This window comes from Nocardia iowensis, assembly GCF_019222765.1.
Taxonomy (GTDB): Bacteria; Actinomycetota; Actinomycetes; order Mycobacteriales; family Mycobacteriaceae; genus Nocardia; species Nocardia iowensis.
Window position 1 is genome coordinate 4,761,393 of sequence record NZ_CP078145.1, and the last position, 23,167, is coordinate 4,784,559.

Sequence of the window (23,167 nt, forward strand, 5' to 3'; positions counted from 1 at the left end):
TCCGCCACCGGAGCATTGTAAGGAATTCTCATGTACAAGAATATCGCCGCCCTCGGCGCTGCCATATTCGCCTTGGCCATCCCCCTGTCGGGCGCACCGGCGGCCGGGGCGCCGGCACCCGACTGGAACGGACCCGTTCCGCCCGACAAGATTGTTATCGATGTCGTGACGGTCAATGGTTCCGGCTGCCCACAGGGCACCGCGGCTGTCGCGGTCTCACAGGACAACACGGCCTTCACGGTGACCTACAGCGAGTACACCGCGCAGGTAGGCGTGGGGGCGGAGCCAACCGACTTCCGCAAGAACTGTCAGCTCAATCTGAAAGTTCACGTCCCGCAGGGCTTCACCTACGGGATAGCGCAGGCGGATTACCGTGGATTCGCGCATTTGCAAGCCGGCGCCACCGCCTTGGAAAGGGCCAGGTACTACTTCCAGGGCATGTCACCGACCGAATTCGTCGACCACACGTACAAGGGCCCGTTGAATGACGACTGGCAAGCGACGGACAAAACCGAGGTCGGCGCGATCGTGTACAAGCCGTGCGGTGAATTCCGAAACTTCAACATCAATACCCAATTGCGGGTAGATGCCGGCACATCGGACCCGAAGAAGACCACCAGCTTCATCACGATGGACTCCGTTGACGGAAACATCTCGACCACTTATCACTTCGCGTGGAAGAAGTGCTGAGCACCCGACGATGACGGCACTGCCGACCCGGTAACCGACCGCCGGGTCGGAGCCAGTTGTATCTGCCTGCGCCCGAAGGGGTTTCACCCACCGGCGCGGGCAGGTATCGTCCGACCCCAGCAGGGCGAGGTCTCGGAGCAGTGGATCGCTTCGGGCCCGCGCCGTTATCCGGAGCGAAGAGAGCGTTTGTGATCCCCACTTCCACCGCCCGTATCCCCCGCCGCTGGACAGCCGCCATGGCCGCGCTCATCGCCGCCACCGGTTTCGTTGTGCAGCAAGCAGATTCCGCAAGCGCCGCGCCGCTACCGGGGGTAACCCTGCCACCCGCCCACGCCGGGTTCGACTACCAGATCACCGAACCCTACGACCCGCCACCGGGCGTCGGGATCGTCAGCCGCGACCATACCGCTGCTCCAGCTCGGGGCATGTACAACATCTGCTACGTCAACGCCTTTCAGGTTCAGCCGGATGCCCAGGGCGACTGGCCGCCGGATCTGTTGCTGCGCGACGCGAACGGTGAAGTCGTCATGGACGAGGTGTGGAACGAAGCCCTGCTCGATATCCGCACCCAGGCCAAACGCGACCGGATCGCGGTCAAGATCAACCAGTGGGTCGACGGCTGCGCGGGCAAGGGATTCAACGCCGTCGAGCCGGACAACTACGACAGCTACACCCGATCGCAAGACCTGCTGACGGCCGATCACGCGGTCACCTTCATCACCGCGCTCGCCGCGCACGCGCATGCCCGCGGCTTGGCCATCGGCCAGAAGAACGCCGCGGAGCTGGCCGACCGCCGAGTCGAAGCTCAGCTCGATTTCGCCGTGGCCGAGGAATGCGGCGACACCGAAGAATGCGGCATCTACGCGCGGGCGTTCGACGACCACGTGGTGGATATCGAATACACCGACGCGGGCCTGGCCAAGGCGTGCGCGGACTTCAAGGACCGGATGAGCATCGTGCGCCGGGACACCGACGTCACCGTCCCCGGCGACCCCAACTATGTCCGAAAGACCTGCTGAACCGGCGAACTACCGGTACCTGATCAGTCCGGCGGTTCCTGGGTATCGTCGGGCGTGGTCAGCTCCGGGGCGAGCTCCCTCGTCGCCATCCCGCCCTCGCGGCCCTGATCCGTCGGGCCCGGGGCGGGCTCCTTCGACTCGTCGGCGTTTTCGTCGTCGGTATCTTTCGCACGTGACACGGCAAACCCCTTTCTTCGGTCGCCTCGACTTACCCACCCCGGACCGTCTCAATCCCGCGGTGCCCGCAGGACACGAGACGACCCACACGACACTGTCGACCCGTCACGTGGTCATGGAGAAGTCCAATGTGGCAGTAGAATTCACGCCGCCGAACTGCTCCGCCCAGAGTTTGTAGTACGCGTACTCCTCCTTGTTGCGCATGGGCGGCGCTTCGAGATCGCGGGCGGCGAATTCGCGGTCGTCGATCAAGGTGGGCGACGCCCGGCGCAGAATGGCCGATACGCCGGAACCGTCACCGAACTGCTCCTTTTTGCGCCACGCTATCGACGGCGGTAACCAGTGAGCGAAAGCCCGGCGCAGCAGTCGCTTCTCCGTCTGGCCGTCGCTGGTCAGTTTCATGGCGGCCGGTATCGACAAACCGAGTTCGATCATTTCGGTCTCCAGGAACGGGACCCGCGCCTCGAGTCCGTGCGCCATCGTGGTGCGGTCACAGCGTTGGAGGTTGAGGCTGTGCAGCGTGGTGACCGACCGGACCAACTCCTCGTGGAGTTCGTCCGGTGTGCTCATCGCCCGCATATAGCGGTAGCCGGCGAACAACTCGTCGGCGCCTTCGCCGGTCAACACGACTTTGACGTGGCGCGCCACGTATTCGGCGAGGAGAAAATTGGCCACCGAGCTGTGGATCAATGCCGGGTCGTACTGCTCGACGGCGGTGATCACCTTCGGTACCGCCGCGATGACGTCGGCGGCGGTGAACGAGCTCTCGTGATGGTCGGTGTCCAGATATTCGGCGACCGTTCTGGCCGCTGCCAGATCCGGCGAACCTTCGAGACCGACCGCGAACGTCGGCAGCCTGGTGCCACGCGCGCTACACCAGCGGGCGGCGATCGCGGCAACGATACTCGAGTCGAGGCCACCGGAAAGAAGTACACCGACGGGAACGTCTCCCATCATTTGCTTCTCGGTCGAGCGGGTGAGCACATCCGCTATCCGCTGAATGTAGTAACCCTCCTCGGCAACATCCGAAGGCGCGGCCGCCGGTATCGCCGCATAGCGCACCAGACCCTCTTCGGGCGTCCAATAGTGCCCTGGCGGGAATGGACGGACCAGAGCGCGAACCTCGGCGTCGAAAGCCTTCAGTTCGGACGCGAAGATCACGGCGTCGGTCGTGGTAGCCCAGTACAGCGGTTTGATGCCGACGCGATCGCGGGCCGCGCAGAACGCATCACCCGGCCCCGCGATGGCGAAGGCGAACATGCCTTCCAGATCTTGGAAGCGGGTGGTTCCGGACTCGGCGTAGAGATGCAGAACCACTTCGCTGTCCGAGCCGGTGGCGAAGGCCGAGGTAAAACCGTCCCGTAGCGAAAGATGGTTGTATATCTCGCCGTTCACGATCAGTCCGTAACCCCGCCCGACAAGCGGTTGCCCGCCGTGCCGAACGTCGACGATGGCCAGCCGCTGATGGCCGAGCCAGCTGTTCCCGCACCGTAGTTCCCCCGTTCCGTCGGGACCGCGATGCGCCAAGCGGGCCAGCATCCGCCTACCCATGGCACTGTCCGGATCACCGTGAATCGCTACTATTCCGCACATGCGGCATCAACTCCATCCAACCGCGTGGTCCCGAAATCCGCACCAAAGGGATGACGGCTAATTCTTGGCGGCGCGTTTCCGCGCACTCTGCCGATGAGACTTATTGTGGGTGCCGCACATGGACATGCTGCACCATCGTCGTGAGTTGTTCTTGGACGTATCGTAGAAGAGCCAGCCGCAGGAACCGTCGTGCCCCGGGCATTGCCGGATACGCTCGAATGATCCGCCCCGCAACAGATCTACCGCGGACAGCACGATCGGTCCGAGCGTCGCCGCTGGACTGATTCCCGGCCAGGTCAGCGCCGCCCGGTCGGCATCGACACGCAGCACAGCGTCACCCAGCAAGGCGGTATGGCTCGCCAGGACGGCCGAGACATCGCCCGGATGCGGCTCGCGCGACGCGGCGATGGCCGAGAAGGTGCGATAGATCGCTTCGCGAACGCCGATGCAGTAGGAATAGGTCACGGGTCCGGCTGACGCCGTGGTCGCTCCGTGTTCCAGAGCGGCGACACTGCGTTGATCGATAATGCCCGACGCGGCGCACCAGCGCAGGAAGTCGCCGAAGTTCTCCAGGTACTCTTCCGATTCCTTGTCCGGCCGCGAATACCTAGGTCCTACGGTATTCGCGAAGTCCAAACATAATTCTCCCCCCACCCTTTCCAAGTCCACTGGAATACTCCTGCCAAATTCGTTCACTGATATCGCCCCGGCGGATCGGGTGGGCCGCGTCCGAGGTCGACATCCATTCGGCGGGGCCGCACCAAGAATGTCGCGGCCACCACTATCGACAGTACGGCGAATACGATCTCGATGTCGAACGCGTCGACGAGGATTCCGAACACCGCGGGCCCCGCCGCGGCGCCGACCGTCAACGCGATGATGACCCAGCTGAATCCCTCGGTCGGCCGGTCCGGGAACACCCGGGAACTCCACAGCGACACCACGGTGCCGGACACCATGAAACCCGTGCCATAGAGTGCGGCTGCCACGACGAACATGACCGACGACGGACTGCCCATCGCGAGGATCCCGCAGGACAACAAGGTGCAGAGCTGCGCGACGACGAAAACCGTTGGCATGCCCCACTTGCCGACGAGCGCACCGGTGGCGGTACCGATCACCCCCGCAACACCGATCAAACTCCAGAACAGCGGTGCGGAGCTGCTTTCGTGGTCACCACCTGCCACCAGGATTCCCGCGTACGACCAGTAGACCGCACCGACGAGGCCGACGGAGAACGCCGCGGCGACCAGCCGACGGTGCCGTGCGGTCTGCAGCAACGCATACCAGCGCAGCCTCGGCGGATTGCGGCCCGACCGGCCGGTATGGGCCGCCTTGGGCAGGACGAGAAAGTTCCATGCCGTGACGAGCAATGCAAGGCAGGCGGTCCCGAACCAGATGGTTCGCCAGCCCGAGCCGGTGACGAGCAGGACGGCGGGGCCGGCGACCATCACCCCGAACGTCGTGCCCGTGCTGATCATCGAGAGCGCGTGCCCGCGAGCGTCGGGCCGGGTCGACGCCGCGACGGCGTCCGAATACGGGGCCCAGACCCAGCCCGGCGCCGTACCGGCGAGCGCCACACCGATCGCGAGCACCGCGGTGCTCTGCGCCGCGGCCATCATGGCCATTCCGACGGCCGCACTCAATCCGCCGATCACCACCGGAACGCGGGGGCTGCAGCGGCCGGACAGTCGCGCGACGACGACCAGGACGACGAGTTCGGCGACGTAGCCCACGCTCGATATGGCGCCGAGAACACCTGCGCTGCCGCCGAATTCGCGTTGCAATTGCGGCAAGAAGAGCCCGTAACCATAACGGCCGTACCCGTAGACGATCGCGAGGGTCAGCAAGCCGGGCACACCGACTCGGAACGCTCCGGACCAGCGGGCCCGCACCTCGTCGGACGCTGCGGTGTCGGACGCTGCGGTGTCGCAGGCGGGCGCGGCCACCGGCCCGCCACCGCGAGCGCTGTCGCTATTCGCCATCTCTCTCCCTACAACGCATTGACCGTTTACCGGCTATCTGCGCTTTGTTGGTAGGTCGCTTTCCATATAACACCGGTTGTGTGCGCACCGCAACCAAGGACCACCATCATCGAATCCACCAGAAGATGCGCTATCGCACCAAAAGGCGGCTTCTGTCAAGTACTAGATACGTTGTCAGCCAACACTTCTCAACACCCGTGAAGTGCCACAACGCATGTCGACACAGCAGTGGACCGTACCGGCATCGGTGTCTGCGAATACCCAAGGCGCACACGCCAAAACACCGATTTCCAAATGCCGCCAATCAGCCAATAGATGGTTGACAGTCGTTACCTTGGGCACGTAACGTCGGCCACAGCTGGAATGACGGTCGCGCAGCGGGCCGGTTCCGGCGGGGGCCGGACTGGATTTCATCCATGGGGCGCACGGCAATTGCCGGAGGGTTTAGACCAAAGCCCTGTCTCAACCTATTCGCCAGGCCTGTCCATGCAGGCTCGTTCGATCAGTTGTCGGCGCGCGTACTGGCGCGCGACGAGCCGTCGAGCGGTCGTGCAGCTACCACGGGGAAGGTTTCTCATGACCATTCAAGATTTACCAACGGCTTTCCGAGCCAATGCCCAAGGCATCGAATACGCGGGCGTTCACATCACCGTTGACATGTGGGATGCCACCTTGCTCAACGACGCGACCCTCGTCAGCCGAACACTCCGCCGGGCCGCCACCGCGTGCGGTGCCACCGTGCTCGATGTGTTCCTCCACCGCTTCGAACCCCAAGGGCTAACGGCTGTAGCACTTTTGGCCGAATCACATATATCCATGCACGCCTGGCCGGAACGCGGCTACGCCGCCTGGGACATCTTCACCTGCGGCAGCTGCGACCCCTATCTGGCGATCCCGGTGCTGAACGAAACCTTCTCGCCCGGCAGGCTACAAATCGCCGAGCAGAAACGAGGCGTGTCCTGCCCGGTGATCGACGTGCAGGGGGCATTGTCGTGAACCCACACCAGCGCCGCTCGGGCACGCCCATCGGCTTTCCCATCGACCGCACCGACAATAACCGCCCGATCCTGCTTACCCCGGCCCTCGCCGACCAACTGACGGGGGCCGGTTTCACCGTGCTCACCGAGCCGGGTATCGGCGCCCGATTCGGCATATCCGATGACGAATATGCCACGCACCGAGTATCTTTCGCCGACGCGGCAACAGTCTGGTCGTGCCCGCTGCTGATGAAGTACAAGGCCTTCGAGCCGGCGGAGATCCGGATGTTGCGCACCGACCAGACAGTCGCGGCGGTATTCCACGCCGAGGGACGCCCCGACATCACCTCCGCTCTGCTGGAGTCCGGAGTCCGCGCCTACAGCTATGAATTCCTGCACGAAGACAATCAATTTCCGATGATGCGGGCGGGCGGCCGCATCGCGGGCATCCAGTCGGTGCTCTACGCCGCGCACTACCTACAGACCTCCGAAGGCGGACGCGGCGTCCTGCTGGCCGACGTGCCGGGCTGCCCCGTGCCGCGCGTCCTGGTCATCGGCTCCGGCAACGTCGGCACCTCCGCCGCCGAAACGGCCGTCAGCCTGGGCTGCGACGTCGTCGTCCTCTGCCACTCGGCGGCGAGCCTGCGGCGTTTCCAGGCGAGAACCGGCGGCACAATCCGTGCGGAGGTCAACGACGCGGCCACGCTCGCGCGGGAGATCCGGGAGGCCGACGCCGTCATCGGCGCCATTCTGATCTCGACCTACAGCACGCCCGCCATGATCGCCGAGCAGCACGTGCGGACGATGAAGCCGGGGGCGGTGATCGTCGATGCGACCGCGGGCTACGGCGACGGCTACCTGCCCACCGCTGGGCCGGTCCAGCGCCCCGGCGATCCGGCTCGCATCGTCCACGGCGTCGGCCATGTCAAGGTCGACGTGCTCCCGTCGGTCGTGCCCCTGACGGCCACCTTCGCCTACACCACGAACGCGGCACCCTACCTGCTCCGGCTCGCTCGCGCGGTGCTGCACGGCGGGCCGGATCCGGCGATCGAATCGGCGCTCATCACCGAGGCCGGGCGGGTCCGGCATCCGGTGCTCGAGGAGCACATGGGATATCTGGAGAGCGGGCTCGTCAGATGACCACCTCCTACGCCGATCGCGCGGCGCTGTATGCGATCGAGATCGCCGCGACGCCGGTGCCGAGCAGCCTGCCCGAACTCCTGCACCCCGGCGTCAGCGTCGCCGAGATGCCCTGCGGCACTGGTCATTTCCTGCCGCTGTACCGGGCGCACCACGCGGACTGCTGGCTGCTCGACGCCGAACCCGCGATGCTGGCAGAAGCGGAACGACGGTGCGCGGCACTCGGACTCCCCGTCCGCACGAGCCCCGTGCTCATCGGCCGTGATCGATCACCTGGACACTTCGATGTCGTGGTGTGCCCCAACGCGGCGCTCAATTACCTTGCCGCACAGCTCGGAATGGCCGGTGTGCTCAGATCCCTGCTCCGATTCACCACCACCGAGGGACATCTGCTGGTGCAGGCTGTCCTCCGCCATGCGGACGGGCGCATCGACCCCACCGCGTGCTACGACCCGCAGGCGCCGCACGACCGTTGGATACCCGAGTGGGAACGCCCGGACGGTAACGGCGGCACGGTAACCCGCAGCAGATGGCAGCGCCGCCGTGGCGATCGCATCATCGTCACGTTCGCGCGCACGCACAACGGCACCGAGCTTCCGGCATCCACCATCGAGCTCGTCGTCATCGACTGTGCCGAGATCGTCCGATTCACCGAGGTCGAGGGACACCGCCTGGCCGACATCGGCATTCGTGACGGCATGACCGAAGTAATACTCCAGCGATAGACCGGAAGACCAATGGACGCACTGGAATACTGGGATACCTACTACTCGCAACCCTTCTTGTACGGAATGGGCACCGAGAACATCCTGCGGCTGCTCGCGGGACTCCCTCCGGTAGCCACCTGGATAGATCTGGGGTGCGGCTCCGAATCGCTGCTGTGGGCCTGCGCCATCCGCGCAGGTGCCCTGCACGCCGTCGACTCCGACGGGGAGCGGCTCCGGCTGCTCGAAAAGCATTCCGAAACAACAGAACCCACTGGTTCCTACGCCACCGCGATAGCGCTGGCCGGTTCCGGGCGAAGCTGGGACGACATACGCGCGACGCTGCGGACGACCACCGTGGCGGACTGCCTGACCGATCAGCCCGCCATCCCGGACACCGCCGAGTTGGTCACCCAGTTCGGCCTGCTCGGGCTCTGCGAAGCGCGGGATCGATTCCGCGCCGCCGTAACAGGTTCCGCGTCGCTCCTCGCCGCGGACGGCTGGGTAGCGGGAGCGAACTGGGTGGCAGCAGACAAGCCGGAACGAATCCAGCTCGACGAGCAGCTGTACCTGGACAGCTTCGCGGACAACGGCATTCGCCTGGACCATGTCGAACGGATAGCGAGCACCGATCCGGCTTATCCGTTCGTCTGGATGTATCGCGGCAAACGCGACAGCCGAGGCGGCCCGTCCCCGAGCGGCAGCTACTAGTGTGTCACGGTGGTAGTCCAGGATTCGGCGAAAATCTTGTCGGGCCACTGCTTCGAGGGAGGAACTGATCGAGACGTCGAAGAGGCGCGACCAGAACTCGGCCCAGGGGGAACGTACGGCTAGTCCGCCTGGGCTCGTGGTGTTCACCTGTGCGCTCATCGGGATTGCGCTGTTTCTCTGCGTCCACTTCGACCGCATCCCCTTCGTCGGGGACCTCACCGGCCCCGACCAGCTGCTGACCCTGGTAATCGGCGCGATGCTGCTAACTGGTTCGCTCGCGGTATGGGCGATCAAGACGCTGTACGTTGTCGGGCGAGAGCAGCGGTGGAGCTGGAAAATCGCGGCCGTACCCGTGGCTGTTCTTGCGGCGCTGATCGTCGGGTGGGCTGTCGAGCCTGCCGGTTTCGACTCCGCGCGGCAATCGATGGAGGCGCGGACCTAGCCACGACCCCTGGCGGACACCCGCCAGAGGCACGCGCTGACCTATTACGCGGTGGTCTGCCGCTTCGGCAGCTTCCAACCGGGCCGGGGGAAGTGGCAGGTGTAGCCGTCGGGGTAGCGCTCTAGATAGTCCTGGTGCTCGGGCTCGGCCTCCCAGAACTCGGGCGCCGGGGTCACCTCGGTGACCACCTTGCCCGGCCACAGGCCGGAGGCGTCGACATCGGCGATGGTGTCCAGTGCGACGCGCCGCTGCTCGTCATCGAGATAGAAGATCTCCGATCGGTAGCTGGTACCGATGTCGTTGCCCTGGCGGTCCTTCGTGGTCGGATCGTGGATCTGGAAGAAGAACTCCAGCAGCGCCCGGTAGTCCGTTCGCGCCGGGTCGTAGATGATCTCCACGGCCTCCGCATGGCCCGGGTGATTGCGATAGGTGGGATGGTCATTGCGGCCGCCGATGTAGCCGACCCGGGTCGACAGCACGCCGGGCTGTTTACGGATCAAATCCTCCATGCCCCAGAAACATCCGCCCGCCAGAATGGCCTTCCGCGTGTCGGTCACGCGTCCTCCTTCGTGAACAAAGTCCGGTACTGCCCATATCCTTGTGCCTCGAGGTCATCGAGGTGGATGAACCGCAGCGCCGCCGAATTGATGCAGTAGCGCAGGCCGCCCGCCTCCCGTGGCCCGTCGGTGAACACATGTCCGAGATGGCTGTCCCCGTGCGCCGACCGCGCCTCGGTGCGGATCATCAAATGACTGAAGTCCCGCTTCTCGACCACATTTCCGGCATCGATCGGCTTGGTGAAGCTCGGCCATCCCGACCCACTGTCGAACTTGTCGACCGAGGCGAACAACGGCTCACCGGACACCACATCGACGTAGATACCCGGCTCGTGATTGTCCCAGTACTCGCCCGTGAACGCCCGCTCGGTCCCGTTCTTCTGCGTGACCTGGTACTGCTCCGGCGACAGGGCGGCGACGGCCGCGGGATTCCGGTTGTATTCCTGTGCCACATGACCTCCTCATATCGGCCCCACGTACAACCCACGCACCTGCCCGGAAAGTCCCATCCAGCCGGGCAGCACGATTCGCGGTGACTCCGACCACACAGTCCGCCCGGCGGCCCCTGCAGTAGGGTCAGCGAACTAAACCCGAACGTAAGTCTATTCACAATTACCTATCCTCCGTTTGCGTAGCTTGTTCGATCGCTGATCGACTGGGGCGCATGGCCAGCGAAAGTTCGACGATAAGCAGACGCAGGGGTTTCCTGCCGCGGCTGCGTCGTCGCAACCTCGACGGCTACGAGATGGTTATCGCGGCGTCGGAGAAGCCGACGCCGGATGAAACGCAGAGCGCCAACCGCAATGTGTTGATCGTGGCCTTGTTCGCCGCGTTGGGCGGCATGCTCTACGGCTACGACACCGGGATCATCTCCGGTGCGCTGCCCAAGATGTCGGCGCAATGGGGCATCGGCCACGCGCAGCAGGAGATCGTGACCGCCGCGATCCTGGCCGGTGCGGTGGTCGGCGCGCTGGTGGGTGGATCGCTGTCGAAGGCGCTCGGCCGCCGGAAAGTCATCTTGATCATCGCCTGCGTCTTCGCCGTCGGCGTCGTGGCCTGCTCGCTGGCGGTGAACGCCTGGATGATGGTGGTCTGCCGGCTGTTCCTCGGTCTCGCGGTCGGCGGCTGTTCACAGATCGTGCCGACCTATATCGCGGAGCTCGCGCCACCGCACCGCAGGGGCGCGATGGTGACCTTCTTCAATCTGGCGATCGGTGTGGGCATCTTCCTGGCCAACCTGGTCAGTCTGCTCGCGGCCTCCGGCGGCGCGGACGGCACCTTCGAGGCGAGCGGCGACTGGCGGTGGATGATCGGTATCGCCGTGGTCCCGGCGCTGGTACTGGCCGCGGCAATGCAACGGCTGCCGGAGACACCACGCTGGCTCATCGACAACGGGACGGTCGGCAAGGCCAGGGTGGTGCTGCGGTGGATGCGCCCGAACAGGTCGGCCGCCGTCGACGAAACGCTGAAGATCTGGGCGATCTCGCAGCAGGAGCACAAGGAGTCCCGTGGCGGCTGGGCCAACCTGACCCAGCGGTGGGCCCGGCCCGCACTGGTGGCCGGCCTCGGCATCGCGGCGTTCACCCAGCTGTCCGGGCTGGAGATGATGATCTATTACTCGCACACCATCCTCGGCACTGCCGCGGGCTTCGGCACCAGCATGGTCGTCTGGTCGGGCCTCGGCATCGCCGCGGTCTATCTGATCTTCACCGCGGTGGGCGAGCGGCTGGTCGATGTGGTCGGGCGCCGCCGGTTGATGCTCATGCTCATTCCGGGCGCGACGATCTTTCTGTTCGGCTTCGGCCTGCTCTTCGTGCTCACCGACCACCCCAACCGCTATCTCACCCTTGCCCTGATGCTCGCTTACATGGCATGCAACGCGGCGGGGCTACAAGCGGTGGGCTGGCTGCTCGGCTCCGAGCTCTATCCGCTGAGCATTCGCGACCGCGCGACCAGCCTGCACGCGGTCGCACTCTGGGGTTCGAATCTGGTGCTCACGCTGACCGCGCTCACCACTATCGACAGCCTCGGGCTCGGCCCCGCGTTCGTCATGTACGCGATGTTCAACCTGTTGTCGTTCGTCTTCGTGTATTTCCTCGTTCCCGAAACCAAGGGACATTCGCTCGAGGACATCGAACAGTCCCTGCGCGAGGGGACATTTCTGCCCTTACGGGGCAATATCGGCAGCCGAGTCGAGGTCTCCTCCACAGCCCGATCTGTTTGACCACACACCGCCCCCCGCCGACCGCCGGGGGACGCGCGCCTGGCACCGCTCCAGGACGGGCCCATCCCCTACCACGCGTCGCGGCACCGCGCGGGTGCCGAGATCAAGCTTCCCGCACAACACATTTCGAGTACCCGCACGTCGACGTGATAGACCGTGACCAGCACGTGATCCGCCCGTGATCGACCGCTATCGCTGTTAATCGGACCTCAACTCGATTTTAGAATGCGCCACACTACTCGTAGTTCGCCTCGGCAAGTTCTACGTTGGTGACAACGAGTCAGGCCACCTTCCTACGGGACCCACACTTCGAGCTGACGCATTCGACAAGCGTGGATACGGCACCAACTGGACGCACACAGCGGCCCCGTAAGAACAAAGCCGCACGGGGCACGAATATTGCCAGTACATCCAGAAGAGGTTGAAATGGCGCTTTATTTCACCGAGTTGTCGATCACCAGCGATACCACGCCGGAATGTGCATCTCGCACAATCTCGCGCGGACGAGTGGCGTGGCGGCTGAGCTGGCTGCCCGACCGGCTCCTCACGCTCGAACAAGCAAGGGCCGGAATGGAACTCGACGAACTGCTCAGCGAACCCGGTAGCGCGCACGACGGCGTGGCCCTAGCGCTCGCGGACGACTGCGCAGGCAGGCTCGGCATGCTGCGGGAACACGTGGTGATCTTGTTGGCCAAGCGAATGGCGGCCCGATTGCAGTGCGCCGTCAGTACGCGGTGACCCAAGCGCCGGCTTCGACAAATAAGAAAAGCCGGTCGGTATCTCCTGCTGCAAAACGACTGTTCGAGCTTATTCTCCGGTCTGACATTTTCACAGAATGAAACCGACCACTCGGGCCGATATTCGCGCCAGCCCCCAAAAATATGGGCTCATCCCATGACTAAGTCCATTGCTGCCGTGACGTGCCCGGTGGTAGGGTTTGCGATAGCCGGCGAAGGTAATGCAACTCAAAAGCACTTCGAGGATTGGCACACATGGGGACTTCAACCTAGGTTGCGATATCTGCATTTCTAGACACCTGACGTGACTATTTTTGCATCGGGGGTTCAGCTATGCGCAACAATGAGACGTGCGCTCGCTATAGTTATTCCGATATAGGTGCAGCCCGCTAATTCAGCTATTCGCACGATCACGTAATTCGTGCGTCAGTAATAAACATCCCGATATCGGGTTACAAGCACGACGCGCCCTCGACGACCCCTGCGGTCGCTGCCGGGGAACGTGCTCATCATCGAATCTCCGCATGCCTGTCTCCCGGCCCGGAGCGCCAGCGCCGCGCTGTGCCCACCCGGCCCGGACAGCGAACCAGCGGGCCCGCGCACCTGACCGGGCCGAGGGAGGGAGCCCAATGAACGATCCGACGCTGTTGGCATACATCGAAGTCGAGCCAGGACGGTTTCGCGAAGACCCGGGCTTGCGCTACGAGGACTACGTCGTCGGCCACGTCTTCGAACACCGTCCCGGCCGGACGATCACCACCACGGACAACATCTGGAGCTCGCTGCTCTGCCTCAACCAGCACCCGCTCCACATCGACGCGGTCTACGCCGCCGAAACCGAGTTCAACCAACTGCTGGTATCCAGCCTGGTGACCTTCGGGATCGTCAACGGCATGACGGTCAAAACCATCAGCCAGCAGGCCGTCGCAAACCTCGGCTGGGACAAGGTCCGGCTCAACGCCCCCGTATTCGTCGGAGACACGCTGTACGCCGAGACCAGGATCGTCGACAAACGACCGTCGGCCTCCCGGCCGGGCGAAGGCATCGTCACCGTCCACACCACCGGCCGCAACCAAAACGGCGTCCAGGTCATCGAATTCGACCGCAGCCTGCTCGCGTCCATGCGACACCCGGCAGGCCACCCCGCCGAGGAAGTAGACGCACTGTCCGGTGGGAAGGCTCGATCATGAACGTCGACCCGTGCCTGTTCTTCGTGCCTGCATCCCGCGTCGACACTTTGCTCAAAAACGTTCCGCGGCACTCGATCGCGCTGGTACTCGACCTCGAGGACTCGGTCCCGAAACACGCGAAACCCACCGCCCGCGCGCGGCTCGCCGACGTCGACTTGTCCGGGACCGGGCTGTCCGGCGTCACGTTGCGCATCAACAGCATCGAAACACCCGACGGGCTGCTCGACATCCAGACCATCCTGGCGCTCGACGGGGAGGTCGGCGGACTACCCATCCAAACGATCCTGGTGCCGAAAATCATCACCGGCCGCGACGTAGCCATCTACCGCTCACTGCTGTCCGGACTGGTCGACCCGCCCGAAATCTGCAGCATCATCGAAACATTGGACGCGGTCGAGAACGTCTTCGACATCGCGGCGGCGAGCAACGGGCTCATTTTCGGGCCCTCCGACCTGGTCGCCGAGATGTGGGCACCGGACGAGTCCTACCTGTCCCACGCGCGGGCCAGATTGTGCATCGCCGCGTCCCGTTACGGTCTGCCCGCCATCGACGGGAACTCCTTCGAACTCTGGGACACCGACGTCATTCGAGCCCAGTGTGAGGCCGCGAAGCAATGCGGTTTCACCGGCAAGGCGGCCATACATCCCAGACAGGTCGAACCGATCGTCGAGACGTTCGCCGTCGACCCGGAACAACTGGATCGCTACCGCCAGACGATCAAGGACTACGAAGCCGACGACGCGGGCTTCGCCGTCACCAAGGACCGGGTACTCGCCCCGCCTTTCGTCCTGAAGGCCCGGCGCATGCTCGCGCTCTACGACGGGAACGCCCGCCCGATCCGCTGACCGACCGAACCACGACAACCTCACCCGACAAGGGCGAACCGGAAACTGAGAGGAAATCATGAGCACCTCGATTACCGACATTGTCAAGCAGGCGATGGTCGACGTCTCCGACTACGACGTGGCACTGACCGACGGCCGATTCGGCCCGGTGCCAACAGAATTGACGAAGCAGCTGGTATCGCGGGTCGCGGACGGCGAAGGCCTCGGCGTGTGCTGTGGCGCGAGCGCGCTGCTCGGCAAGCACGGCATGGACGTACACCGTGAAGCCGACGCCACGGCCATGCGCGACTACTTCCAAGCGATCTTCAGCGCGTTCGTGGCGGCGGTCGACCTCTCGGCGCACAGCCCGCTCGTGATGAACTACGAGAAGGTATCGGGCGTCGACTTGGACGGGTTCAACAAAAACGTCGCCTTCACGGTGAACTCCGAACACACCGAGTCGCGGGAATTCCTGAGCACCAAGTGCGTCCACTTCGACTCCGCTACCACGTTCATCGGCAATGTCTACGGCCCGAACACGAACATCACCGGCGGCCTGCCGATCATCTGCGACACCCGGGAATACTGCCGCAGGAAGGGCCTCGATCCGGCCGACCTGGTCGAGCTGATGCCGCACAGCTACAACGTCGCGGTCAAGCAGGAGTACGCCGACGAGATCCTCGCCGAACACGCGGCCACCGTGGACGCCGACCTGATCGACGACATGATCATGGTCGTACTCAACAACGAGGTCTCCGGCGGACTGGCGCACGCGGGTTCCACGCCGCGGCTCGCCGACCCGGCCAAGCCCGGCAAGCGCCCACTGCGTCACATCGAGTTGCAGTTCGCCGACGACCAGAATCTGCGCAACTGGTACAGCCACTACCGCCTCGATATGCCACAGGTGAAGGTGACCGTGCCCGACGAGCACACCCCCGACCACGATCGCTACCACGTGGGTGTGGACGCCGCGCTCCCCGGAACCAGGTAACCGACCGGGCGACCGTCGTAGTCAGCCGAAAGCCCTGCGGCGCCGTAAGTGTGGAGCTGTTTGCCCACCCGGCGCCGCAGGGGCTCTGCTGCGCGACACGAGGGGAACAGATGCACGTCAGAGACAGGGTGCCCGACACGGGAGCCGAAGAAGAAATCATGGGACCGCACCGGTTCCGGAACAACCAGCGGATGGTCCCGGCGAGCGAGACGGCATGGCAGGTCGTCGCCGACAACGGGATGCTCGATATCCGCGTCGACGCCAGCAACGGCCAGAACCGACTGCGCGATGCCCGGACCGGGCACGAGTTCGTCAACCTCGCGTCGTGTTCCTACCTGGGGCTGAACAGTCACCCGACGGTCATCGAGGCCGGCATCGCGGCGCTGCGGGAGCAGAACATCACCGGACTTGCCATGGCGGAGTGCCGAATTCGATTGGATGTGATGCATCAGCTGGAGGAGGAGCTTTCCGAGCTGTTCGGCGCGCGGGTGTTGCCGTCGATCTCCTGCGGGGTGCTCAGTGCCGCCGTCTTGCCTCTGCTGGGGTCGGGGCACCTGACCGACACCGATCCGCTGGTTGTCGTGTTCGACAGGTTCGCGCATTTCTCGATGAACTTCGTCAAGCCGATCGTGGCGGATGAAGCGCTGGTCCTGACGTGTCCGCACAACGACATGGCGTTCCTCGAGGACGTGTGCAAGAAGTATCCCCGCGTGGCCTATGTCTGCGAGGGCGTCTATTCCACCGGTGGTCGTGCCGACTTGACGGGCATCAAGTCCCTGCAGGAGCGGTACGGAATGTACGTCTACCTGGACGATTCGCACGGATTGTCGACCGAAGGCCCGAACGGTGCCGGTTACGCCCGGTCAGTGTTCGATGAACTCGACGACCGGACAATGATCGTCGCCTCGATCGCCAAGGCCTTCGGCAGCACCGGCGGCATCGCGATGATCGGGTCATCCGGAAAGTTCGACTTCCTGTACCGGACCGGTCCGATGGGCTGGTCCCAGGGGCTGCGCACCGCCGCCGTCGGGACTACCCGAGGCAGCATCGCCGTCCATCGCACCCCCGAACTCGTTGCGCGCCAACGTCAGCTGGCGGAGAACATCGACATCTTCGATCGTCGGATGAAGGACCGCGCCGTCCGCGGCGTCGGATCGCACATCAAGTTCGTCACCGTGGGCGACAACGACCGGGCAGTGCGGCTGTCCACCGAGCTGTACCGGCGCGGCTACTACTGCTCGGCAATGTTCTTCCCGATCGTGGCGCGCGGGCAGGCCGGCGTCCGAATGATGCTGCGCGGCGACATGACCAGCACGATGACGGACGACTTCGTCACTGTCCTCGAGGACGTATTGGACGAGTTCGCATGACTGCGGCAAATTCTCCCGCCATGTCGTCCGTCCGGCTCGTCCGGGTATTGGCCGAGTCGATGCGCGAGGGGCTGCGCAGCGGTGCTGTCGGTCGGATGCTGGTCCCGGTCCGGGAAACCATCGAGGACGCCACCGGAACGAAGTTCCTCTCGATGCCCGCCGTGTCGCCCGACCACGACCTCTACATCAACAAGGTCGCGACGATCGCCGCCGCGCCGGGTCACGGCACGACCGTGACCTCGGTGGTGCCGATGTTCGCCGCTTCCACCGGACGATTCCTCGGCACCTTGGACGGCGCCGCGGTCACCAACCTGAAATGCGCTGCCGTGACGGCTTTGGTGACCGACCGGTGCGCAGCGCCGGAAAGCCGGGTCCTGGGGATCATCGGGTCGGGCGTACAGGCTCGCCAGCAGTTCCTCGGGGTGTCCGCGATACGCGACCTCACCGAGGTCCGCATCTGGTCCCGCGACGCGGGCCACGCCGCAGCGTTCGCCGGTGACGTCGCGGCGGCCGACCCGACAGTGAATGTGGTCGTCTGTGACTCGGCCGAGCACGCCAGCCGCGGTGTCGACGTCCTGTCGACCGCGACCACCTCGATGTCTCCCCTGCCGATCTCGGCGGAGCTGCCCGCGCACGTGCACATCAACTGCATGGGCGCGCACACCACCGAGTCACGCGAAATACCGGTCGAGCTGCTCCGTTCCAGCGTCGTGATCGTCGAGGACCTGCGCACCGCGATCGCCGAGGCGGGTGAGAGTCACAGTACCGCAATCGAACTCGACACTCTCGTGACAACGGATCCCGCCGATTTCAGGGACAGGCGGACGGTTTTCGCCTCCACCGGGTGCGCATATCTGGACCTGATCACCTGCGCCCAACTGGCCGCTCAGCACGACGCGGAGGACTTCTGGACAGCGAGTCTTCCCCTGTGACCAGGACACAGACCATGCCAAAGGAGGAACACGCAGTGGACGACTTCGGACAAGGCCGGGTCTCGAACACAGGCACCCGCGGGAACGGAGCACCGGCCGAGCAACCCTCCGACGAGGCGATCGAGGCCGAATACGACGCCTGCACAAGGCGACTCGGCATCGAGGTGCCCGCGGATCTCAAGGGCGGCATCCTGCGCGGCTATCGGGGACTGCGGGACATGGCCGCGGCACTGCGCGACGTCCCGGTCCAGTCGACGAGAGAGCGAAAGGAAACGCCCAATGGCTGACGGAGTGGCGGCTCGGCCGTCTACCGCGCTGCACGAGCTGTCGGTTCCGGAGGCGGGGGCGTTATTACGCGCGGGTGAGCTGACTTCGGTGGAGCTTACCCGGCACGCGCTCGACCGGATCGCCCGGCTCGATTCCGCGCTGCACGCCTTCATCCTGGTGACGGAGGAGAGCGCGCTGCAACGTGCGCGAGCAGCCGATCGAGACTTGCGAGCCGGCGTCGATCGCGGTCCGATGCACGGGATTCCGTACGCGTTGAAGGACATCTTCGACGCGGAGGGGGTGCCGACCACCAATGCCTCATGGCTCTGCGTCGACCACGTGGCCGGTGCGGACAGCACGGTCGAGCGGCGCCTGCGGGCCGGGGGTGCGGTCGGTCTCGGCAAGCTGACCACCTTCGAGTTCGCGCTCGGCGGCCCGAGTTTCGAGTTGCCGTTCCCGCCCGCACGCAACCCGTGGAGCGATGAGCACGTGCCGAGTGGTTCGTCGTCGGGTGCGGGTGCCGCGGTCGCCGCCGGACTGGTCCGTGCCGCCGTCGCCTCCGATACCAGCGGATCGATCCGCGGCCCGGCATTCCACTGCGGCGTGGTCGGGCTCAAACCGACCTACGGCCGAGTGTCCGGGCATGGCGCTCAGCCGCTTTCGCATACCCTGGACCACTTCGGCACGCTGAGCTGGACAGTCGGCGACACGGCCGCACTGTTACAGGTGCTCGCGGGCGCCGATCCGGCCGATCCGCGCACAGCCGACACTCCGGACCCGAACTACCTTGCGACGCTGAACCATGGCGTCGCCGGGCTGCGCGTAGCCAGTGCGCCGGGCTGGTACGCCGAAGATCCCTCGACGATGCCCGAGATCCTCGCCGGAATCGAGGAGGCGCTCGGGGTGCTCGACGGCCTGGGTGCGACGGTCGGGCAAGTCACCTTGCCCCCGTACGACGTATTCAACGGGTGCGGCCGCGTCATCTTCGGTGCGGAGGCGTTCGCCACCTATGAGGACGATCTGCGCAAGCACCCACGCTCTTTCGCGCGCTACACCTATCAGCGCATGATGCCAGGAGCCGGACTCGGGGCGGCGGATCTGTTGCGCGCCTATGACGTTCGGCGATGGCTGATCCAGCAACTCGACGAGATCGTTTTCGGTCAGCACGACGTCCTGGTCATGGCATCCGGCCAGACCACCGCCGCCCGATGGGGCGATTTCCCCGAGAACTGGCCGCCACCAAAGCTGGTCAACGACATGCTCGCCATTCCGTTCAATGTCACCGGTCATCCGGCGCTGTCGCTGCCCATCGGGTTCGCCGCGAACGGCCTGCCCATCGGCCTGCATATCATCGGACGCGCGTTCGACGAGGCGACGGTGTTCCGCGTGGCGTCGGCGCTGGAAGCCGCACTGGGACAACGCCATCGACGTCCGCCAGAACCTTCGGAAGTCGCCTCGGCAGAGGGGAACCGTCGGATATGAAGCCGTTTCACTTCGCCACACCGGCTGCCTCCGGCGTGGTGAGCCCGAAGGCGATACAGGAGACTGCTCGATTCGCCGAGTCGGTGGGATTCGGGACGCTGGTCCTTCCGGATCACCTGGATGTGCCATACGCCCCCATCCCGCTGCTGACGGCGGCGGCGTTGGCCACCGAACGCATTCGCGTCTGCCCTTATGTCCTGAACGTCGACTTCCGGCATCCGGCCGTGGCCGCGCAGGAGCTCGCCACTCTGGATTTGTTATCCGAGGGAAGGCTGACCATCGGGTTGGGTGCGGGCTGGAACCGACCCGAATACTTGACGACCGGGATTCCATTCGAACCGGTCGGAGTGCGCGTTACCCGAGTGCGCGAAGCAGTCGCGGTACTCAAAGGCTGCTTCGGGGACAAGCCTTTCTCGTACGCCGGGGACAATTACACGATTACCGAGCACGACGGTCAGCCCAAACCCTTTCACCCGGCAGGTCCGCCGTTCCTGCTCGGCGGCGGGGGCCGGAAAATGCTGGCGTCAGCGGCACAGCTGGCCGATATCGTCGGGCTGGCGCCGCGAGTGCCCCCCAGCCGCCCTGGCGGCGTCTTCTTCGAGCCGGCCAGCATCACCTTCGCGGCGACGGCCGAGAAAATCGCCTGGATCCGCAAGGCGGCCGGCGAACGGTTCGACGAGCTGGAGTTGTCGACCTACGCCTCGGCGATTCATCCGTCCGCCCTGCCGGTCACGGTGACCGACAATGCGCTGGCCATCGCGCGGAGCTGCGTCGACGACATCTGCTCCCGCACCGGCGCGGAATTGACCGTAGACGAGTACCTGGACTCGCCGCACGTATGGATAGGCACGATCGACCAATTGACCGAAAAGTGCCTGTCATTGCGAGAACGCCTAGGGATCAGTCATTTCATGCTGGGACCGCCGCGGGTCTGCGCCGAACTGGTCGAGCGGTTGGCCGGACAGTAGATGAGCATCGTTCGATATGCCGAGAAATTCGAGCGGAAGACGCGCTCACGCGTAGACCGCAAGAGGTCGAGCGCGGGCGTGCAGTGCGCGGTGTTGTATTTCCTGTTTTTCGTGATGGGCACCGAGGGCTACTTGATGCCGCCGATCCTGCCGACAATCGCCGCGGACCTGAAGGTATCGGTACCACTGGCCGCCGCGGCGGCCACCGCGTTCGTGGTGGCGTACGCGGTGTTCGGGCCGCCGCTCGGTGTGCTGTCGGACGTTCTCCCCAAGCGGGGGCCGATCCTTGTCGGGATGGCGCTGTTCGCGGTCACCAATATCTGCGTCGGCTTGGCGCAGAACCTCCCCCAGCTGGTCGTCGCCCGAGTGCTGATGGGAGTCAGCGCGGCAGTCGCCACCCCGGCGGCGTGGGCGCACCTGTCCGAGGTCTGTCCCCCTGGGCGGCGTGGACGTGCGGTCGCCCGCGGTTTCGCGGCGTACGGGCTCGGCCAAGTGATCGGTGTCCCGCTGGGGGCCTTCGGCACGCTCGCCGTCGGGTGGCGCCTGCCCTACATCGTCATCGGCGTCGGCTTCCTGCTCGTGCTGCTGTGCGCGTGGCGGACGGTCGACACGATCCACCCGCGCGATACCGTCATGCGCTGGTCGAATCTGTTCCGGCCCTTGCTGTCTCCCGTGGTGTGTCTGGCGTTGGCCGCCACGTTCGCGGTAATGGCGGGACGGCTGGGCGCTTTCACCTATCTCGGCGCACTGCTGGAGATGCGGTTCGGATTCGACGTGGTCGCAAGTGGGCTGGTCGGTGTCCTGGTCGGCGTCACCGTCATCGCGGGTTCGCTGCTGAGCGGATCGCTGATAGACATCCAACGCCGGAGCGGCCGAAGCGAAGCCTGGGTGATGGTGGCGAGTTCGCTCATCTTCGCGGCGGCCGTGGCAATAGCGGTGCTCAGCGGAGCGCTATGGCTCTTCCTCGTCGCACTGGTGCTCTGGTGTCTGGCGGGCAGCGTGTTCTATTCGGCGCAACAGGCATATCTGGCGAATATGCGCTCCGATACCCGAACCACCCTGGTTGCTTGGCACAGCACCGTCATGAGCTTCGGAAACGCTTCGGGCAACACCATTCTCGGCAGTGTCCCGATCGGCGGCGGCGCGTTCGCCGCGATTGCCGCGGGACTTGGCGTACTCGGCGCGGCTTTGGCGTTCTCGGTCATGCGGGTGCAGCGCCTGCGGAACTCCGCGCCCCATGGTCCGACCCGTAAAGCGACCTCGGTGACTGTTGGCAGGTAGCACATTTGGCGACGGTCAGCATAACCGCGTCGGTATGCTCACAGCACCGGAGGTGCCCGTCATGCTCCATCTGTTGGCGCTGGAGATCAATGTCGTGACGCACTGCAATCTTTCCTGCGTGGGATGCAGCCATTCGAGTCCGGCGGCGGCGGAAGGCTTCGCCGACGTTGCCACGGTCGGCCGGGATTTCTCGGCGCTGGCCGATGTCGTCGAGCCGGTCTATGTGCGGCTCGTCGGCGGCGAACCGCTGCTGCATCCGGAGTTGGACCAGATCATCGGGGCCATCAGGTCGGCGATGCCGCATGCGATTATCCGGCTGTACACCAACGGCACTCGTATCGATAAGGGAACGTCACCGTGGCTCGCCGCCCTCGATGAGTTGCTTGTCTCGGTGTATCCCAGAGCAGCCGTTCCCGATTCGACACTGCGCCATCTGGCCGCCGAATGCGCCACGGCAAATACCACCCTGCTGGTAGAACGATTCTTCGCTTTCCGCGCCAGCCGCCCGACCCGCCAGCTGACCGCCACCGAAGCACGCCAGGTATTCCAGACCTGCCAGATGGCGCACGCGAAGAGCGCGCACATCGTCCAGGACGGGCATGTCTATCTGTGCCCGATGTCGGCGCCCGCCACCATTGCCCGGCACGACGGTCCGTCCTGCCGCATCGAACCCCACGACACCCTCGAACACCGACTCAGCGCCTTCCTCAACCGCAAGGACCCATTGGCCAAGTGCCACAATTGCCTCGGCACCGTGGGGTCGCGACTGCCGCATGCGATGGCCTCTCGAAAGACCTGGGTCGAGTTGAGCACCCGCGGCGAGATCGACTACTCGCATATGGACGTCTTGCTGCGCGATCCGGACTCGAACAATTTCTGCTCTGTCGCCGAGACCTGGTGACCGGA

The 23,167-nt window shown here is 64.9% G+C and carries 25 protein-coding genes; 19 read left to right on the plus strand and 6 right to left on the minus strand.

The window, feature by feature from the left end; all coding sequences use genetic code 11:
• Positions 1 to 72: 72 nt before the first annotated feature.
• Together KV110_RS22055 and KV110_RS22060 are read left to right on the plus strand one after the other, a co-directional pair.
• Positions 73 to 690 carry a DUF4360 domain-containing protein gene (locus tag KV110_RS22055; RefSeq protein ID WP_246633909.1) on the plus strand — a complete coding sequence of 206 codons (618 nt, stop codon included), beginning with the start codon at positions 73 to 75 and terminating at the stop codon, positions 688 to 690.
• 188 nt (positions 691 to 878) lie between these two features.
• A complete protein-coding gene (locus tag KV110_RS22060; protein ID WP_218469175.1) occupies positions 879 to 1,709 on the plus strand; it encodes an endo alpha-1,4 polygalactosaminidase in 831 nt (276 codons plus the stop codon).
• 23 nt (positions 1,710 to 1,732) lie between these two features.
• On the opposite strand, the gene KV110_RS22065 is transcribed toward KV110_RS22060, so the two are convergent.
• The 4 genes from KV110_RS22065 to KV110_RS22080 form a co-directional block, all read right to left on the minus strand.
• Positions 1,733 to 1,888: a hypothetical protein gene (locus tag KV110_RS22065; RefSeq protein ID WP_218469176.1), complete on the minus strand. Its 156-nt coding sequence runs from the start codon at positions 1,886 to 1,888 to the stop codon at positions 1,733 to 1,735.
• A 103-nt stretch (positions 1,889 to 1,991) separates the two neighbouring features.
• Positions 1,992 to 3,479, minus strand: coding sequence for an asparagine synthase B (gene asnB, locus KV110_RS22070; RefSeq protein WP_218469177.1), 1,488 nt, complete (start codon positions 3,477 to 3,479; stop codon positions 1,992 to 1,994).
• 57 nt (positions 3,480 to 3,536) lie between these two features.
• Complete coding sequence (locus KV110_RS22075) at positions 3,537 to 4,175, minus strand: CGNR zinc finger domain-containing protein (RefSeq protein WP_218469178.1); 639 nt, start codon at positions 4,173 to 4,175, stop codon at positions 3,537 to 3,539.
• Positions 4,172 to 5,464 (minus strand): MFS transporter, encoded by a 1,293-nt coding sequence (locus tag KV110_RS22080; protein WP_218469179.1) that lies wholly within the window; start codon positions 5,462 to 5,464, stop codon positions 4,172 to 4,174. The genes KV110_RS22075 and KV110_RS22080 overlap by 4 nt, the downstream gene beginning before the upstream one ends.
• A 576-nt stretch (positions 5,465 to 6,040) precedes the next feature.
• Here KV110_RS22080 and speD point away from each other — a divergent pair.
• The 5 genes from speD to KV110_RS22105 all read left to right on the plus strand — a co-directional run bounded on the left by speD (position 6,041) and on the right by KV110_RS22105 (position 9,438).
• Complete coding sequence (gene speD / locus KV110_RS22085) at positions 6,041 to 6,460, plus strand: adenosylmethionine decarboxylase (protein ID WP_218469180.1); 420 nt, start codon at positions 6,041 to 6,043, stop codon at positions 6,458 to 6,460.
• Positions 6,457 to 7,581, plus strand: coding sequence for an NAD(P)-dependent oxidoreductase (locus tag KV110_RS22090; RefSeq protein ID WP_218469181.1), 1,125 nt, complete (start codon positions 6,457 to 6,459; stop codon positions 7,579 to 7,581). The genes speD and KV110_RS22090 overlap by 4 nt, the downstream gene beginning before the upstream one ends.
• A complete protein-coding gene (locus tag KV110_RS22095) occupies positions 7,578 to 8,306 on the plus strand; it encodes a class I SAM-dependent methyltransferase (protein ID WP_218469182.1) in 729 nt (242 codons plus the stop codon). The genes KV110_RS22090 and KV110_RS22095 overlap by 4 nt, the downstream gene beginning before the upstream one ends.
• A 12-nt stretch (positions 8,307 to 8,318) precedes the next feature.
• Positions 8,319 to 8,996 (plus strand): hypothetical protein, encoded by a 678-nt coding sequence (locus tag KV110_RS22100; RefSeq protein WP_218469183.1) that lies wholly within the window; start codon positions 8,319 to 8,321, stop codon positions 8,994 to 8,996.
• Between the two features lie 136 nt (positions 8,997 to 9,132).
• Positions 9,133 to 9,438: a hypothetical protein gene (locus tag KV110_RS22105; protein ID WP_218469184.1), complete on the plus strand. Its 306-nt coding sequence runs from the start codon at positions 9,133 to 9,135 to the stop codon at positions 9,436 to 9,438.
• A 44-nt stretch (positions 9,439 to 9,482) separates the two neighbouring features.
• On the opposite strand, the gene msrA is transcribed toward KV110_RS22105, so the two are convergent.
• On the minus strand, positions 9,483 to 9,995 hold the full coding sequence (gene msrA, locus KV110_RS22110; RefSeq protein WP_218469185.1) for a peptide-methionine (S)-S-oxide reductase MsrA: 513 nt from the start codon (positions 9,993 to 9,995) through the stop codon (positions 9,483 to 9,485).
• Positions 9,992 to 10,447 carry a peptide-methionine (R)-S-oxide reductase MsrB gene (gene msrB / locus KV110_RS22115; RefSeq protein WP_218469186.1) on the minus strand — a complete coding sequence of 152 codons (456 nt, stop codon included), beginning with the start codon at positions 10,445 to 10,447 and terminating at the stop codon, positions 9,992 to 9,994. Before msrB ends, msrA begins: the two co-directional genes overlap by 4 nt.
• A 212-nt stretch (positions 10,448 to 10,659) precedes the next feature.
• Here msrB and KV110_RS22120 point away from each other — a divergent pair, with 212 nt between their 5' ends.
• From KV110_RS22120 to KV110_RS22175, 12 genes are all read left to right on the plus strand, one after another.
• Positions 10,660 to 12,219, plus strand: coding sequence for a sugar porter family MFS transporter (locus tag KV110_RS22120; protein WP_218469187.1), 1,560 nt, complete (start codon positions 10,660 to 10,662; stop codon positions 12,217 to 12,219).
• A 426-nt stretch (positions 12,220 to 12,645) separates the two neighbouring features.
• Positions 12,646 to 12,957 (plus strand): hypothetical protein, encoded by a 312-nt coding sequence (locus KV110_RS22125; protein ID WP_218469188.1) that lies wholly within the window; start codon positions 12,646 to 12,648, stop codon positions 12,955 to 12,957.
• A gap of 628 nt (positions 12,958 to 13,585) precedes the next feature.
• Positions 13,586 to 14,146, plus strand: coding sequence for a MaoC family dehydratase (locus KV110_RS22130; protein WP_218469189.1), 561 nt, complete (start codon positions 13,586 to 13,588; stop codon positions 14,144 to 14,146).
• Complete coding sequence (locus KV110_RS22135) at positions 14,143 to 14,991, plus strand: HpcH/HpaI aldolase/citrate lyase family protein (RefSeq protein ID WP_218469190.1); 849 nt, start codon at positions 14,143 to 14,145, stop codon at positions 14,989 to 14,991. Before KV110_RS22130 ends, KV110_RS22135 begins: the two co-directional genes overlap by 4 nt.
• A gap of 58 nt (positions 14,992 to 15,049) precedes the next feature.
• Positions 15,050 to 15,961: a hypothetical protein gene (locus KV110_RS22140; protein WP_218469191.1), complete on the plus strand. Its 912-nt coding sequence runs from the start codon at positions 15,050 to 15,052 to the stop codon at positions 15,959 to 15,961.
• 158 nt (positions 15,962 to 16,119) lie between these two features.
• Positions 16,120 to 17,331, plus strand: a complete 1,212-nt coding sequence (locus KV110_RS22145) for an aminotransferase class I/II-fold pyridoxal phosphate-dependent enzyme (RefSeq protein WP_218469192.1) — start codon at positions 16,120 to 16,122, stop codon at positions 17,329 to 17,331.
• A 20-nt stretch (positions 17,332 to 17,351) separates the two neighbouring features.
• Entirely contained in the window at positions 17,352 to 18,263 is a 912-nt protein-coding gene (locus KV110_RS22150; protein ID WP_218469193.1) for an ornithine cyclodeaminase family protein, read from the plus strand.
• A 14-nt stretch (positions 18,264 to 18,277) separates the two neighbouring features.
• On the plus strand, positions 18,278 to 18,550 hold the full coding sequence (locus KV110_RS22155) for a hypothetical protein (protein ID WP_218469194.1): 273 nt from the start codon (positions 18,278 to 18,280) through the stop codon (positions 18,548 to 18,550).
• On the plus strand, positions 18,543 to 20,012 hold the full coding sequence (locus KV110_RS22160) for an amidase (protein WP_218469195.1): 1,470 nt from the start codon (positions 18,543 to 18,545) through the stop codon (positions 20,010 to 20,012). The genes KV110_RS22155 and KV110_RS22160 overlap by 8 nt, the downstream gene beginning before the upstream one ends.
• Positions 20,009 to 20,980, plus strand: a complete 972-nt coding sequence (locus KV110_RS22165) for a TIGR03621 family F420-dependent LLM class oxidoreductase (RefSeq protein WP_218469196.1) — start codon at positions 20,009 to 20,011, stop codon at positions 20,978 to 20,980. The genes KV110_RS22160 and KV110_RS22165 overlap by 4 nt, the downstream gene beginning before the upstream one ends.
• Positions 20,981 to 22,261 (plus strand): MFS transporter, encoded by a 1,281-nt coding sequence (locus KV110_RS22170; RefSeq protein ID WP_218469197.1) that lies wholly within the window; start codon positions 20,981 to 20,983, stop codon positions 22,259 to 22,261. It begins immediately after the preceding gene.
• Between the two features lie 61 nt (positions 22,262 to 22,322).
• A complete protein-coding gene (locus tag KV110_RS22175) occupies positions 22,323 to 23,162 on the plus strand; it encodes a radical SAM protein (protein WP_218469198.1) in 840 nt (279 codons plus the stop codon).
• The last annotated feature ends 5 nt before the right edge of the window (positions 23,163 to 23,167 follow it).

What these genes read in the sequence shown, in the direction of transcription:
- asnB (WP_218469177.1), bottom strand. Translation starts at nt 3,479, where the DNA reads ATGTGCGGAATAGTAGCGATTCACGGTGATCCGGACAGTGCCATGGGT.
- KV110_RS22080 (WP_218469179.1), bottom strand. Translation starts at nt 5,464, where the DNA reads ATGGCGAATAGCGACAGCGCTCGCGGTGGCGGGCCGGTGGCCGCGCCC.
- speD (WP_218469180.1), top strand. Translation starts at nt 6,041, where the DNA reads ATGACCATTCAAGATTTACCAACGGCTTTCCGAGCCAATGCCCAAGGC.
- KV110_RS22095 (WP_218469182.1), top strand. Translation starts at nt 7,578, where the DNA reads ATGACCACCTCCTACGCCGATCGCGCGGCGCTGTATGCGATCGAGATC.
- KV110_RS22100 (WP_218469183.1), top strand. Translation starts at nt 8,319, where the DNA reads ATGGACGCACTGGAATACTGGGATACCTACTACTCGCAACCCTTCTTG.
- KV110_RS22120 (WP_218469187.1), top strand. Translation starts at nt 10,660, where the DNA reads ATGGCCAGCGAAAGTTCGACGATAAGCAGACGCAGGGGTTTCCTGCCG.
- KV110_RS22125 (WP_218469188.1), top strand. Translation starts at nt 12,646, where the DNA reads ATGGCGCTTTATTTCACCGAGTTGTCGATCACCAGCGATACCACGCCG.
- KV110_RS22130 (WP_218469189.1), top strand. Translation starts at nt 13,586, where the DNA reads ATGAACGATCCGACGCTGTTGGCATACATCGAAGTCGAGCCAGGACGG.
- KV110_RS22135 (WP_218469190.1), top strand. Translation starts at nt 14,143, where the DNA reads ATGAACGTCGACCCGTGCCTGTTCTTCGTGCCTGCATCCCGCGTCGAC.
- KV110_RS22140 (WP_218469191.1), top strand. Translation starts at nt 15,050, where the DNA reads ATGAGCACCTCGATTACCGACATTGTCAAGCAGGCGATGGTCGACGTC.
- KV110_RS22145 (WP_218469192.1), top strand. Translation starts at nt 16,120, where the DNA reads ATGGGACCGCACCGGTTCCGGAACAACCAGCGGATGGTCCCGGCGAGC.
- KV110_RS22150 (WP_218469193.1), top strand. Translation starts at nt 17,352, where the DNA reads ATGTCGTCCGTCCGGCTCGTCCGGGTATTGGCCGAGTCGATGCGCGAG.
- KV110_RS22155 (WP_218469194.1), top strand. Translation starts at nt 18,278, where the DNA reads ATGCCAAAGGAGGAACACGCAGTGGACGACTTCGGACAAGGCCGGGTC.
- KV110_RS22160 (WP_218469195.1), top strand. Translation starts at nt 18,543, where the DNA reads ATGGCTGACGGAGTGGCGGCTCGGCCGTCTACCGCGCTGCACGAGCTG.
- KV110_RS22165 (WP_218469196.1), top strand. Translation starts at nt 20,009, where the DNA reads ATGAAGCCGTTTCACTTCGCCACACCGGCTGCCTCCGGCGTGGTGAGC.
- KV110_RS22170 (WP_218469197.1), top strand. Translation starts at nt 20,981, where the DNA reads ATGAGCATCGTTCGATATGCCGAGAAATTCGAGCGGAAGACGCGCTCA.
- KV110_RS22175 (WP_218469198.1), top strand. Translation starts at nt 22,323, where the DNA reads ATGCTCCATCTGTTGGCGCTGGAGATCAATGTCGTGACGCACTGCAAT.